Raw genomic sequence first — 11,851 nt, 5'->3', positions numbered from 1 at the left:
GCAGGAGGCGCACGTGACGCAGGGACCGCTCACCACGGAGGCCGGGGCTCCGGTCGCCGACAACCAGAACAGCGAGACCGCGGGCGTCGGCGGGCCGGTGCTTGTCCAGGACCAGCTGCTGCTCGAGAAGCTCGCGCACTTCAACCGCGAGCGCATCCCGGAGCGTGTCGTTCACGCGCGTGGTGCGGGCGCCTACGGCACCTTCACGCTGACCCGCGACGTCTCGCAGTGGACCCGCGCGAAGTTCCTCTCCGAGGTCGGCAAGCAGACCGAGACCTTCCTGCGCTTCTCGACCGTCGCGGGCAACCTCGGCGCGGCGGACGCGGTGCGCGACCCGCGCGGCTGGGCGCTGAAGTTCTACACCGAAGAGGGCAACTACGACCTCGTCGGCAACAACACCCCGGTGTTCTTCATCAAGGACGCCATCAAGTTCCCCGACTTCATCCACACCCAGAAGCGCGACCCGTACACCGGGTCCCAGGAGGCGGACAACGTCTGGGACTTCTGGGGCCTTTCGCCCGAGTCCACGCACCAGGTGACCTGGCTGTTCGGCGACCGCGGCATCCCCGCCTCGTACCGTCACATGGACGGCTTCGGATCCCACACCTACCAGTGGAACAACGAGGCCGGCGAGGTCTTCTGGGTCAAGTACCACTTCAAGACCGACCAGGGCATCAAGAACCTCACCCAGGCCGAGGCCAACAAGCTCGCCGGTGAGGACCCCGACTCCCACCAGCGCGACCTGCGTGAGGCCATCGAGCGCGGTGACTTCCCGACGTGGACCGTGCAGGTGCAGATCATGCCGGCGGCCGAGGCGGCGACGTACCGCTTCAACCCGTTCGACCTCACCAAGGTGTGGCCGCACGCGGACTACCCGCCGATCGAGATCGGCAAGCTGGAGCTCAACCGCAACCCGGAGAACATCTTCGCGGAGGTCGAGCAGTCCATCTTCAGCCCCGCCCACTTCGTGCCGGGCATCGGTCCCTCGCCGGACAAGATGCTCCAGGGCCGTCTCTTCGCGTACGGCGACGCCCACCGCTACCGCGTCGGCATCAACGCCGACCACCTGCCGGTGAACCGCCCGCACGCCACCGAGGCGCGCACCCACTCCCGTGACGGCTTCCTGTACGACGGCCGCCACAAGGGCGCGAAGAACTACGAGCCGAACAGCTTCGGCGGCCCGCACCAGACGGACCGCGCGCTCTGGCAGCCGATCCCGGTGACCGGTGTGACCGGTGACCAGGCGGCCCCGGTCCACTCCGAGGACAACGACTTCGTCCAGGCGGGCAACCTCTACCGCCTGATGTCCGAGGACGAGAAGGGCCGTCTGATCGACAACCTGGCGGGCTTCATCGCCAAGGTGTCGCGTGACGACATCGCCGAGCGCGCGATCAACAACTTCCGCCAGGCGGACGGCGACTTCGGCAAGCGGCTCGACGCCGCGGTCCAGGCCCTTCGCGGCTGACGGCACGGCTTGTCGTAGAGGAAGGGGCCGGATCCCGTGAGGGATCCGGCCCCTTCCGCGTCCGGGGGAGCGTGCCGACCCCGCCCGGCCGGCGATGCTCCTAGGCGACCACCCGGCTTCTGGCCGGCACCCAGCAGCGGATGATGTCGCGGACGGAGACGACGCCGACCGGCCCGTCGCCGTCCGTCACGATCAAGTGGCGGAACCCGCCGTGAGTCATGGCGTCGGCCGCCTCCTCCAGCGTCCAGGAAGGCGCGGCGAAGACGACGTCGGTGGTGGTGTGGGTGCCGGCGGTCTCCAGGTCGGGGTCCTGCCCCAGGCCGACCGAGTTCAGGATGTCCCGTTCTGTGAGGATGCCGAGGCTCGAGTCGGAGTCGAGGACCACTGCCGCGCCCACGCGGCGCGCGGCCATCAGCCGGGCCGCCTGGCGGAGTGTGTGTGCGGGTCCGATGGTGAGGACCACCGTGCTCATGGCGTCACGGACGAGCATGAAGGGAGCCACCTCCTTGGTGATCGGCCGTTAGAGAACCGATTCACAAGTTCACAAGTGTGGGGACTCTCAGAGTTGCAGCCCTTACGGACCGCAGCAAGAGGGCGTGCGCGGACTCTGCGGACCGAGTGTGACCCTGTGATGATCCGGCGTGCGCCTCCTGCTCGAGCGGCGCGGGCCGTTCGAGCGGGGAGGCGATCCAGCCGCTGTGCCGCTCAGTACTGCTGGTTGAGATAGCCCAGCAGTTCCTCGTGAAGGAGCCCGTTCGACGCCGCGGCGTTGCCGCTGTGCGGTCCCTCCCGCCCGTCGAGGCCCGTGAAGACACCGCCCGCCTCCTGGACGACGATCGCGGGGGCGGCCATGTCCCACAGGGACAGCTCCGGCTCCGCGCAGATGTCGACCGAACCCTCGGCGACCATCATGTACGGCCAGAAGTCGCCGTAGCCCCGGGTGCGCCAGACCGCGCGCGTGAGATCCATGAACCCGTCGAGACGGCCCTGGGCCTCCCAGCCGGTCAGCGACGAGTAGGCGAAGGAGGCGTCCTCGATGCGCTCGACCTTCGAGACGTGCAGGCGGGTCGCGGACGTGAGACTGCGGCCCGTGTAGGCGCCCCCGCCCTTCGCCGCCCACCAGCGCCGGCCGAGCGCCGGAGCCGACACCACGCCCACGACCGGCTGGTAGCCGCCCTCTCCCGCCTCCATGAGCGAGATCAGGGTCGCCCAGACCGGCACGCCGCGCACGTAGTTCTTCGTGCCGTCGATCGGGTCGACGACCCAGCGCCGCGGCCCGGTGCCCTCGATGCCGTACTCCTCGCCGAGGATCGCGTCGCGTGGCCGTGCCCGTTGCAGATGCCCGCGGATGAGCTCCTCCGCCGCCTTGTCGGCCTCGCTCACCGGTGTCATGTCCGGCTTCGTCTCGACCTTGAGGTCGAGTGCCTTGAACCGGTCCATGGTGGTGGCGTCGGCGGCGTCCGCGAGGACGTGGGCAAGCCGCAGATCATCGTGGTAGTCGGGCATGGTCGCCACTCTATCGGTGCAGGCCGCGTCGTTCCCGGGGCGGCCGCGACGACGGCTGCCGCCGCCTCTATTGACAGGGCGACGCGGCCCGTCAACTCTGTGACCGGAGTTGCTCGGCCGGGGAGGCGACCATGCCTGCAGCACGGGAGTCACTGCTGAACGCCGCTCTCGCGGCCCTGCGTGACCAGCCCTGGTCCGGGATACGGATGGTCGACGTCGCCTCCGCAGCGGGCGTCTCCCGCCAGACCCTCTACAACGAGTTCGGCAGCAAGGACGGCCTCGCCCGGGCCCTTGTGCGGCGCGAGGCCGACGCCTATCTGCGCGGGGTGGAGCGGCTGATGGCGCAGAGCGCCGGAGCGGCCGACCGGCTCGTGTCCGTCGTGGAGTGGACCGTCGCAGAGGCGCGTACGCGACCCCTGCTGCGCGCGCTGCTCACCGGCTGCTGGGGGGAACGCCTGCCGGTGCCCCGCCCGGTCCGCGGCGGGACCGTGCTCTCGAGGGTGCCCGCCCAGCGTCGCGCGGACGCGCGGCTGCCCGGTCCGGCCGAACTGGTCGCCGCCGTGCGGGACCGTTCGCTCGCCGCGCCGGGACACGGACGGCGCCCCGGGGACAGGACCGGCGAACCGTGCGACCTGCCGCAGCGCTGCGAACTCGCGGTGCGGCTCGCGCTGTCCCTGGTCGTCGCGCCGGCCGAAGGGAGTGTCGCCCAGCTGGTGCGGGCGGCGGTGGGCGACGGACTCAGCGCGACGAGCCCGAGAGCTGAAGACCGATGACCCCGACGATCACCAGCGTGATCGAGACGATCTTGAGTGTGGAGACCAGGTCGTCCAGGAAGACCATGCCGTAGATGGCGGTCCCCGCGGCCCCGATGCCCGTCCACACCGCGTAGGCCGGGCCCACGTCGAGCTTCCTCAGCGACAGGGTCAGCAGACCGAAGCTGCCCAGGGCGAACGCGGCGAAGGCGACCGTGGGCCACAGCCTCGTGAAGCCGTGCGACAGCTTGAGACACACGGCGAAGCCCGTTTCGAGGAGCCCCGCAACCACCACCAGCAGCCACGCCATCGGTACTGGGCCTCCCGCGTAGTCGACGACTGCCTGGTCCGGGAACGACTGTGCCGGGGACCGATCGGTCAAGACCGGTCGGTCCGACCTGGTGCGATTATGCACTTACCAGGCGTCGTGTACCGCAAACACGGATGACTCAGTCGCCTTCGCGTCGTTCACGGGTGGCGAGCAGCCGCCGCAGCGAATAGAGCCGCGCCTGATCGGCGTGGCCCTCCGCCACCCAGTCGTCCAGAGCGCAGTCCGGCTCGTCGTGCGAGCAGGCGCGCGGGCAGCCCTCGGTGCCCGGCACCAGGTCGGGGAAGGCGTTGATGACCCGGGACGGGTCGACATGGTGCAGTCCGAAGGAGCGCACCCCGGGAGTGTCGATCACCCAGCCGCCCTTCCCGTCCGCGAGCGGGAGGGCGAGGGCGGAGGTGGTGGTGTGCCGACCACGGCCCGTGACCGCGTTGACATGGCCGGTGCTCCGCCGCATGTCGTCCGGGACGAGGGCGTTGACGAGGGTCGTCTTGCCGACGCCGGAGTGGCCGACGAACGCGGTCGTCCGGCCGGCCAGATGCTCGCGCACCCGCTCCGCGGCGCGCCCGTCGACGAACTCGTCGCGAGTGGTGACCACGTGCGGGACGCCCAGCGCGCCGTACAGCTCCAGCAGTTCGTCCGGCGGGGCGAGGTCCGACTTCGTCAGCACCAGCAGCGGTTCGAGCCCACCGTCGTACGCCGCGACCAGGCAGCGGTCGATCAGACGCGGGCGCGGCTCGGGATCGGCGAGGGCGGTGACGATGGCGAGCTGGTCGGCGTTCGCGACGACGACCCGCTCGAACGGATCGTCGTCGTCGGCGGTACGGCGCAGCACCGAGAAGCGCTTCTCGATGCGGACGATCCTCGCGAGGGTGTCCTTGTCGCCCGAGAGGTCGCCCACGATCCCGACCCGGTCACCGACGACGGCCGCCTTGCGGCCCAGTTCCCTGGCCTTCATCGCCGTGATGATCCGGTCCCCGACGAGGCAGGTGAGCCTGCCGCGGTCGACGGTGAGGACCATGCCCTCCAGGGCGTCCTCGTGCTTGGGGCGGATGTTGGTCCTCGGCCGGTTGCCCTTGCGGTTCGGCCGGGACCGGATGTCGTCCTCGTCGGTGTGCTTGCCGTAGCGCCGCATGTGTCAGGCCTCGAGCATTTCGGCCCACATCCGCGGGAAGTCGGGCAGGGTCTTGGCGGTCGTCGCCACGTTCTCGATCTGCACGCCGTCCACCGCCAGTCCGATCACCGAGCCCGCCGTCGCCATCCGGTGGTCGTCGTAGGTACGGAAGACCCCGCCGTGGAGGGGACGCGGGCGGATGTGGAGGCCGTCCTCCGTCTCGGTCACGTCACCGCCGAGCTCGTTGATCTCCTTGGTGAGCGCCGCCAGCCGGTCCGTCTCGTGCAGGCGCAGATGGGCCACACCGCGCAGCGTCGACGGGGAGTCGGCGAGTGCCGCCACCGCCGCGATGCCGGGGGTCAGCTCGCCGACCTCGCCGAGGTCGACGTCGATGCCGTGGATGCGACCGCTGCCGGTGAAGACCAGGGCCGTTCCGTTCGGCGTCGTCGTCAGTTCGCAGGAACCGCCCATTTCGGTGAAGATCTCGCGCAGCGCGTCACCGGGCTGGGTGGTGCGCTCGGGCCAGTCGGGGATCGTCACCCGGCCGCCGGTCACCAGCGCCGCCGCAAGGAACGGCTGGGCGTTGGACAGATCGGGTTCGATCGTCAGGTCGCGACCGAGGAGCGCGCTGTGGGACACCCGCCAGACGTCGGGCTCGCCGCCGGTCTCCGGCTCGTCCACCTGCGCGCCCACGGCGCGCAGCATGTCCACGGTCATCCGGATGTGGGGCATGGACGGGAGCCGGCCGCCGACGTGCCGCACCTCCACGCCCTGGTTGAAGCGCGGGGCGGACAGCAGCAGCGCGGAGACGAACTGGGACGACGAGGAGGCGTCGATCCGTACCGGCCCGCCCTCCAGGGCGCCGCCGCCGTGCACGGTCATGGGCAGCGAACCGCGGCCGTCGTCGTCGATGCGGGCGCCGAGGGTCCGCAGCGCGTCGATGACGCCGTTCAGCGGGCGCTCGTACGAACGAGGGTCGCCGTCGAAGCGGATCGGACCGTCGGCCAGGGCGGCGACGGGCGGCAGGAAGCGCATCACGGTGCCCGCGTTGCCGACGTCGACGGTGGCCGGTCCGTGCAGGCCGGAGGGGATCACGCGCCATGCCTCGCCGGCTCCGCCGACGGCCTCGTCGGCCGAACCGCCCGCGGTGCTCGAAGAGACCGTCTCCTCGATGCCCACGCCCATCGCCTGCAGGGCCGCGGACATCAGCAGGGTGTCGCGCGAGCGCAGCGGGCGGCGCAGCCAGCCCGGCTCGGCGGCCAGCGCCGCAAGCACCAGGGCGCGATTGGTGACGGATTTCGAACCGGGCACGGTGACCGTCGCTTCGACGGCTCCGGTCGCAAGGGGGGCGGGCCAGAGGGCGGGCTGCACGGCGCTTTCGGTCATGGCCCTCACTTTAGTGGCTCTGCGCGAACCCAGATCTTGATCAAATATGTGGAAACCAGGGCGTAACGGAGAGGTGGTAGGCGGGGTGGCGGCCGGAGTCTCACAGGCCGAGCAGCCAGCGGCCCCCGCCGATCAGCGAGCAGATGGACACCGCGTGGAAGAAGAACAACCAGATCGCCGCTGGCACATGGGTGAGTCCTGCGAGCTGGTCGGCGTCCGAGTCGGGCGCACCGCCGTAGCGCCGCTTGGACTGGAGCTCGAAGACCGGCCGGACCCCGCCGAGCAGCATGAACCAGACGGCGGTGTAGGCGAAGACGGACTGCACGGCCGGCCCCGTCAGCCACGAGACGAGCAGGAACGCCGCCCCGGTGACCGTGACCGTCAGCACCCCGTACGCATTGCGCACCATGACGAGCAGCGCCAGCAGCAGGGCGGTCGCCAGCCACAGCAACAGCGTGATGTGGTGCGCGGCGAGCAGCCATGCGCCGCCCAGGCCGAGCAGCGGGGCCGCCGTGTAGCCCGCGGCGGCCGTCAGGACCATCCCGATGCCGCTCGGCCTGCCGCGGCTGACGGTCAGACCGCTGGTGTCCGAGTGCAGCCGGATGCCCTGGAGCCGGCGTCCCGTGAGCAGTGCCACAAGTCCGTGGCCGCCCTCGTGGGCGATCGTGACGGCGTTACGTGTCAGACGCCACAGAAAGTTCGGCATGACCGCGGCGAGCGACACCAGCCCGGTGACGGCGACGAGCCACGCCTCCGGAGCGGTCTGGGTGCCGAAGACGCGGTCCCACAGGTCGGTGAGTGACGCGCTTGCGGCGCCGGCGTATGTGGTGACCATTTCGCGGGCGGCTCCCTCGGACGGCGTACGGAAGTGGCAGTGTGGCACCTATGTGCGGACGGTATGCAGCGAGTCGTAGGCCGGAGGACCTCGTAGGAATCTTCGAGGTCGAGAAGTGGGAGCCGAAGGAGACCCTGGAACCCGACTGGAACGTGGCGCCCACCAAAGAGGTCTACGCGATTCTCGAACGCCCTCTGAAGGACGCAGGCGACCGCGCTCCGGTTCGCCAGCTGCGCACGCTGAAGTGGGGGCTGGTGCCTTCGTGGTCGAAGTCGCCGGAGGGCGCGGCGCGGATGATCAACGCGCGGGCGGAGACGGTGCACGACAAGCCGTCCTTCCGCCGGCCCTTCCTCACCCGGCGCTGCATCCTGCCCGCCGACGGTTATTACGAGTGGGTGACCGGCTCCGGCGAACGGCAGCTGGAGGTCGAGGGCAAGAAGAAGCGGCCGCGGAAGCAGCCGTACTTCGTCACGCCCGCCGACGGGTCGGTGTTCGCGATGGCGGGGCTCTACGAGTTCTGGCGCGACCGCACCCTGCCCGACGACCACCCGCAGGCGTGGTGGGCGACGTGTTCCGTGATCACCACGGAGGCGGAGACCGGGCCGCTGGGGGTCGCGCCGGCGGAGGGGCCCGGTTCGCTGGCGGACATCCACCCCCGGATGCCGCTGATGCTCACCCCGGAGCGCTGGGACGCGTGGCTGGACCCGGCCAGGACCGACTTGGAGGAGCTTCGGTCGCTGCTGGAGCCGCCGCCGGGCGGGCTGATGCGGGCGTATCCCGTGACGACGGCGGTGAGCAACGTGCGGAACAACGGGCCGGAGCTGCTGGAGGAGCTGCCCGCCCCGGAAGAGGCGACGCTGTTCTGACCGGGGCCCGGGGGCGTACCTCCTGATCCGCACGACGGGCACCGCCACGGAACGCCGACCGCCGGCGCCGCGCACGCCGCGCACGCCGATGGCGCCGCGGCCGGGAACGGCGCGGCCGGCGGCCCCGCGCCAGAATGGCCGGATGGAGCGGAAAGAGATCATCGAGGCCGCCGGCGGCGAAGCCCGGATCACCTGGTTCGGCGGGAAGCGCGCGCACCACGTGCTGGCGCTCGGGCACGGCGCCGGCGGAGGCATCGAAGCGCGCGATCTCCAGGCGATCGCACGCGTCCTGCCGGCGCACGGTGTCACGGTCGCTCTCGTGGAGCAGCCCTGGCGGGTGGCGGGCAAGAAGGTCGCGCCCGCGCCGCGGACCCTGGACGCCGCCTGGCGCGACCTCTGGCCGGCGCTCACGAAGAAGGGCCTGCCGGTCGTCGCCGGCGGACGCAGCGCCGGCGCGCGCGTGGCCTGCAGGACCGCCGCGGAGCTCGGTGCGGCGGCCGTTCTGGCGCTGAGCTTCCCGCTGCACCCGCCGGGGCGGCCGGAGAAGTCCCGCGCGGACGAGCTGCTCGGCGCCGGTGTTCCGACGCTCGTCGTGCAGGGCGGCAGCGACCCCTTCGGCAGGCCCGGCGAGTTCCCCGAGGGGTCCTACGAGCTGGTGGAAGTGGCACACGGGGACCACGGGTTCGCCGTGCCCAAGCGCGCCGGGACCACGGAGGAGGAGACCCTTCTCACCATCACCGACGCCGTGACCAGGTGGACCGGGTCACTGCGGGAATGAGACACCGGCCGTGGCTGTTGAGGCGAAAGTCAGAACAGAGCATGGAGTAGGGAGTCCGCCGCATGGGTACGACCTTCTGCCCGACAGCCGAGCGCGCCAACGGGTTGGACTGGACGGTGCTGTCGCAGGGCAAGAGCGGGCCGGTTCCTGCGGCGGGTGACGTGAATCGGCAGGGCCCGGTGGACCAAGGTCGACTATTCTCCGATTCGAGCGGGTCGGCTTTCGGCCCCGCCACAGCGTTGGAGGAGGTGGGTCCGGTCACTGGGACCGACGCAGGGACCGACGACGGTCAGGCGCAGACGTCCGAGGAGACGACGCTCGAGCGCAATGCCCGCTTCGAGCGGGACGCTCTCGGCTACCTGGACCAGATGTATTCGGCCGCGCTGCGCATGACGCGGAATCCCGCCGATGCCGAGGATCTCGTGCAGGAGACGTACGCGAAGGCGTACGGGTCCTTCCACCAGTTCCGTGAGGGCACGAACCTCAAGGCGTGGATGTACCGGATCCTCACGAACACCTTCATCAACTCCTACCGCAAGAAGCAGCGCGAGCCCCAGCGCAGCGCGGCGGAGGAGATCGAGGACTGGCAGCTCGCGCGCGCCGAGTCGCACATGTCGACCGGGCTGCGCTCCGCGGAGTCGCAGGCCCTCGACCATCTGCCGGATTCGGACGTCAAGGAAGCCCTGCAGGCGATCCCCGAGGAGTTCCGGATCGCGGTCTATCTCGCCGACGTCGAGGGCTTTGCGTACAAGGAGATCGCGGACATCATGGGAACACCCATCGGTACGGTGATGTCCCGCCTGCACCGTGGCCGCCGCCAACTGCGCGGCATGCTCGAGGACTACGCCCGCGAGCGCGGGCTCGTCCCGGCCGGTGCGGGGGAGTCGAACGACGCGAAAGGCTCGGGCTCATGAGCTGCGGAGAGCCGCACGAGACGGACTGCTCGGAGGTCCTGGACCACCTCTACGAGTTCCTCGACCACGAGATGCCCGACAGTGACTGCACCAAGTTCGAGGTGCACTTCGAGGAGTGCTCCCCGTGCCTGGAGAAGTACGGCCTGGAGCAAGCGGTGAAGAAGCTGGTCAAGCGTTGCTGCGGGCAGGACGACGTGCCCAGCGACCTGCGGGCGAAGGTCATGGGGCGCATCGACCTGATCCGCTCGGGGCAGGCCGTCCCCGACAAGGACGTGGCGACCGCCCAGGACTAGGGCCGCCGCACACCACCGGCCGTACGCACAGGGTGCGCCGCGAGCATCGCGGCGCACCCTGTGCGTCTGCCTGACCCTGTCACCCGTACGTGCGAATACTCGCCGTACGTCCTCCTGTCACTCCCCAACTCGCTAGCGTGGCGCTGCTCGAGGAGGGTTGTGAGGAGGACGTGGGGCAGTGACAGCCATACCGGCGGCGGCGCGCGCGTACATCCTCGGCGTGATCCTCTGCGCGGCGGTCGCCGCCGCTCCGGTGGCCGTCCCCGGCGCCGTGGTGCCCTGGCCGACCGTACTGCTGCTCGCCGCCCTGTACGCCGGGTGCGAGATGCCCGCCCGCCGGCGTGACGGCGACGACTCCGCCCCCGTCGGTGCCGGCACGTTCTTCCCCGTGCTGCTGGCGGCGGCCTTTCTGCTGCCGCCCGCCGCGGCGGCTCTGGTCCCCGTGCCGGGCGCGCTGCTCGGACGGGTCGACGGCCCGCCGGCCGGCGTCCGCCGGACGTGGCGCGCGGCCCGGCTGGCCCTCGCGACCTGGAGCGCCGCCCACGCGTATCTGCTGTTCGGCGGCGAACGGACGCCGCGAGCACCGGACTTCCCGTACGCGCTGTTGCCGGCACTCGCCGGGGCGCTCGCCTGCTGCCTGGTGGTGACGCTCCTCGACGGCGGCATCCGCGCCACGGCGGTCGCGGTGCCGCCCCCGCGCAGCGCGCGGTGGGGGAGGGTCGTGCCGCCCGCCGTGCGGCGGGGTCTGTCGGGATCGGCCGCACCGCACTGTGTGCACGGGCTCGCCGGGCTGATGATGGCGGTCCTGTGGGGCAGCTCCTACGGGCCGCTCTCGGCCCTGTTCGTGCTGCTGCCCATGTACATCTCCTGCTGGATCTTCGCCCAGTACCACCGCGAGCGCGCCGCCCATCAGGCGACGATCCGGGCCCTGGTGCAGGCCGTCGACATCAAGGACCGGTACACCCGCGGGCACAGCGAACGCGTCGGCCGGGCCTCCGTGCTGATCGCCCGGGAACTGCACATGGAGGAGGAGCGCCTCGAGATCGTCCGGTTCGCCGGCATCCTGCACGACGTGGGCAAGCTGGGCGTGCCGACGAGGGTGCTGCGCAAGGAAGGGCCGCTGACGCCGGAGGAACGGCGGGTGATCGAGCTCCACCCGGAGTACGGGCACGAGATGGTGCGCGGCATCGGCTTCCTGGGGGAGGCCCGGGCGGCGATCCTGCACCACCACGAGCGCATGGACGGCAGCGGCTATCCGTACGGCCTGGTGGGCCACCAGATCCCCGAGTTCGCCCGGGTGGTGGCCGTGGCCGACGCGTTCGACGCGATGACGTCGACCCGCTGCTACCGGCGCGCCAGACCGGTGGCGGTCGCGCTGCGCGAGCTGGAGCGGTGCGCCGGTACGCAGTTCGACCCGAGGATGGTGCGCGCCCTGGTGCGCGCGCTGGAGCGGCACGGGTGGCAGACCTCGGTGACGTCGGACGAGGCGGCGGTCCCGGTGGGACCGCCCGGGCCGCCGCGGTCGCCGGAAACGGGGGCTTCGCATCAGATACGGACAGGGTGAGCGGCCCACGCCGGCGGAGCCGGGCGTGAAAGGCCCCCGCGCACGGCGGC

Annotated in this window: 13 protein-coding genes; 7 read left to right on the top strand and 6 right to left on the bottom strand. The window is 71.2% G+C overall.

Annotation, left to right across the window (positions count from 1 at the left end):
• The first annotated feature begins 13 nt into the window (after window positions 1-13).
• A complete protein-coding gene (locus tag SPRI_RS13080; RefSeq protein WP_182327794.1) occupies window positions 14-1,465 on the top strand; it encodes a catalase in 1,452 nt (483 codons plus the stop codon).
• A 100-nt stretch (window positions 1,466-1,565) separates the two neighbouring features.
• Here the strand turns inward: SPRI_RS13080 and SPRI_RS13075 are convergent, their stop codons facing one another.
• Both SPRI_RS13075 and hisN read right to left on the bottom strand, forming a co-directional pair.
• Complete coding sequence (locus tag SPRI_RS13075) at window positions 1,566-1,955, bottom strand: CBS domain-containing protein (RefSeq protein WP_037773791.1); 390 nt, start codon at window positions 1,953-1,955, stop codon at window positions 1,566-1,568.
• A 215-nt stretch (window positions 1,956-2,170) separates the two neighbouring features.
• A complete protein-coding gene (gene hisN, locus SPRI_RS13070; RefSeq protein ID WP_037773789.1) occupies window positions 2,171-2,971 on the bottom strand; it encodes a histidinol-phosphatase in 801 nt (266 codons plus the stop codon).
• 131 nt (window positions 2,972-3,102) lie between these two features.
• Between hisN and SPRI_RS13065 the strand changes: the two genes are divergently transcribed.
• Complete coding sequence (locus SPRI_RS13065; protein ID WP_005312193.1) at window positions 3,103-3,744, top strand: TetR/AcrR family transcriptional regulator; 642 nt, start codon at window positions 3,103-3,105, stop codon at window positions 3,742-3,744.
• On the opposite strand, the gene SPRI_RS13060 is transcribed toward SPRI_RS13065, so the two are convergent.
• The 4 genes from SPRI_RS13060 to SPRI_RS13045 form a co-directional block, all read right to left on the bottom strand.
• Window positions 3,710-4,033, bottom strand: coding sequence for a DMT family transporter (locus SPRI_RS13060; protein ID WP_005312190.1), 324 nt, complete (start codon window positions 4,031-4,033; stop codon window positions 3,710-3,712). The two genes, SPRI_RS13065 and SPRI_RS13060, sit on opposite strands and share 35 nt — an antisense overlap.
• A 139-nt stretch (window positions 4,034-4,172) precedes the next feature.
• On the bottom strand, window positions 4,173-5,186 hold the full coding sequence (gene rsgA, locus SPRI_RS13055) for a ribosome small subunit-dependent GTPase A (RefSeq protein WP_005312187.1): 1,014 nt from the start codon (window positions 5,184-5,186) through the stop codon (window positions 4,173-4,175).
• A 3-nt stretch (window positions 5,187-5,189) separates the two neighbouring features.
• The gene (gene aroA / locus SPRI_RS13050; RefSeq protein ID WP_053556946.1) at window positions 5,190-6,551 is read right to left on the bottom strand and encodes a 3-phosphoshikimate 1-carboxyvinyltransferase; all 1,362 of its coding nucleotides are present in this window, start codon (window positions 6,549-6,551) and stop codon (window positions 5,190-5,192) included.
• A 100-nt stretch (window positions 6,552-6,651) separates the two neighbouring features.
• Window positions 6,652-7,386 (bottom strand): M50 family metallopeptidase, encoded by a 735-nt coding sequence (locus tag SPRI_RS13045; RefSeq protein ID WP_005312185.1) that lies wholly within the window; start codon window positions 7,384-7,386, stop codon window positions 6,652-6,654.
• 50 nt (window positions 7,387-7,436) lie between these two features.
• Here SPRI_RS13045 and SPRI_RS13040 point away from each other — a divergent pair, with 50 nt between their 5' ends.
• The 5 genes from SPRI_RS13040 (at window position 7,437) to SPRI_RS13020 (ending at window position 11,801) form a co-directional block, all read left to right on the top strand.
• Window positions 7,437-8,252 (top strand): SOS response-associated peptidase, encoded by an 816-nt coding sequence (locus SPRI_RS13040; protein ID WP_005312183.1) that lies wholly within the window; start codon window positions 7,437-7,439, stop codon window positions 8,250-8,252.
• A gap of 142 nt (window positions 8,253-8,394) precedes the next feature.
• Window positions 8,395-9,030, top strand: a complete 636-nt coding sequence (locus SPRI_RS13035; protein ID WP_005312180.1) for an alpha/beta hydrolase family protein — start codon at window positions 8,395-8,397, stop codon at window positions 9,028-9,030.
• 248 nt (window positions 9,031-9,278) lie between these two features.
• Window positions 9,279-9,944 (top strand): sigma-70 family RNA polymerase sigma factor, encoded by a 666-nt coding sequence (locus tag SPRI_RS13030; protein ID WP_037773788.1) that lies wholly within the window; start codon window positions 9,279-9,281, stop codon window positions 9,942-9,944.
• Window positions 9,941-10,237 carry a mycothiol system anti-sigma-R factor gene (gene rsrA / locus SPRI_RS13025; protein WP_005312173.1) on the top strand — a complete coding sequence of 99 codons (297 nt, stop codon included), beginning with the start codon at window positions 9,941-9,943 and terminating at the stop codon, window positions 10,235-10,237. The genes SPRI_RS13030 and rsrA overlap by 4 nt, the downstream gene beginning before the upstream one ends.
• A 178-nt stretch (window positions 10,238-10,415) precedes the next feature.
• Window positions 10,416-11,801: an HD-GYP domain-containing protein gene (locus SPRI_RS13020; protein ID WP_053556945.1), complete on the top strand. Its 1,386-nt coding sequence runs from the start codon at window positions 10,416-10,418 to the stop codon at window positions 11,799-11,801.
• The last annotated feature ends 50 nt before the right edge of the window (window positions 11,802-11,851 follow it).

This window comes from Streptomyces pristinaespiralis, assembly GCF_001278075.1.
Lineage (GTDB): Bacteria > Actinomycetota > Actinomycetes > Streptomycetales > Streptomycetaceae > Streptomyces > Streptomyces pristinaespiralis.
This window is presented reverse-complemented; position numbering and strand designations above follow the sequence as displayed.

Coding starts and splice junctions, on each gene's coding strand:
- SPRI_RS13075 (WP_037773791.1), bottom strand. CDS start 1,955: ATGCTCGTCCGTGACGCCATGAGCACGGTGGTCCTCACCATCGGACCC.
- hisN (WP_037773789.1), bottom strand. CDS start 2,971: ATGCCCGACTACCACGATGATCTGCGGCTTGCCCACGTCCTCGCGGAC.
- SPRI_RS13065 (WP_005312193.1), top strand. CDS start 3,103: ATGCCTGCAGCACGGGAGTCACTGCTGAACGCCGCTCTCGCGGCCCTG.
- SPRI_RS13060 (WP_005312190.1), bottom strand. CDS start 4,033: ATGGCGTGGCTGCTGGTGGTGGTTGCGGGGCTCCTCGAAACGGGCTTC.
- rsgA (WP_005312187.1), bottom strand. CDS start 5,186: ATGCGGCGCTACGGCAAGCACACCGACGAGGACGACATCCGGTCCCGG.
- aroA (WP_053556946.1), bottom strand. CDS start 6,551: ATGACCGAAAGCGCCGTGCAGCCCGCCCTCTGGCCCGCCCCCCTTGCG.
- SPRI_RS13045 (WP_005312185.1), bottom strand. CDS start 7,386: ATGGTCACCACATACGCCGGCGCCGCAAGCGCGTCACTCACCGACCTG.
- SPRI_RS13040 (WP_005312183.1), top strand. CDS start 7,437: ATGTGCGGACGGTATGCAGCGAGTCGTAGGCCGGAGGACCTCGTAGGA.
- SPRI_RS13035 (WP_005312180.1), top strand. CDS start 8,395: ATGGAGCGGAAAGAGATCATCGAGGCCGCCGGCGGCGAAGCCCGGATC.
- rsrA (WP_005312173.1), top strand. CDS start 9,941: ATGAGCTGCGGAGAGCCGCACGAGACGGACTGCTCGGAGGTCCTGGAC.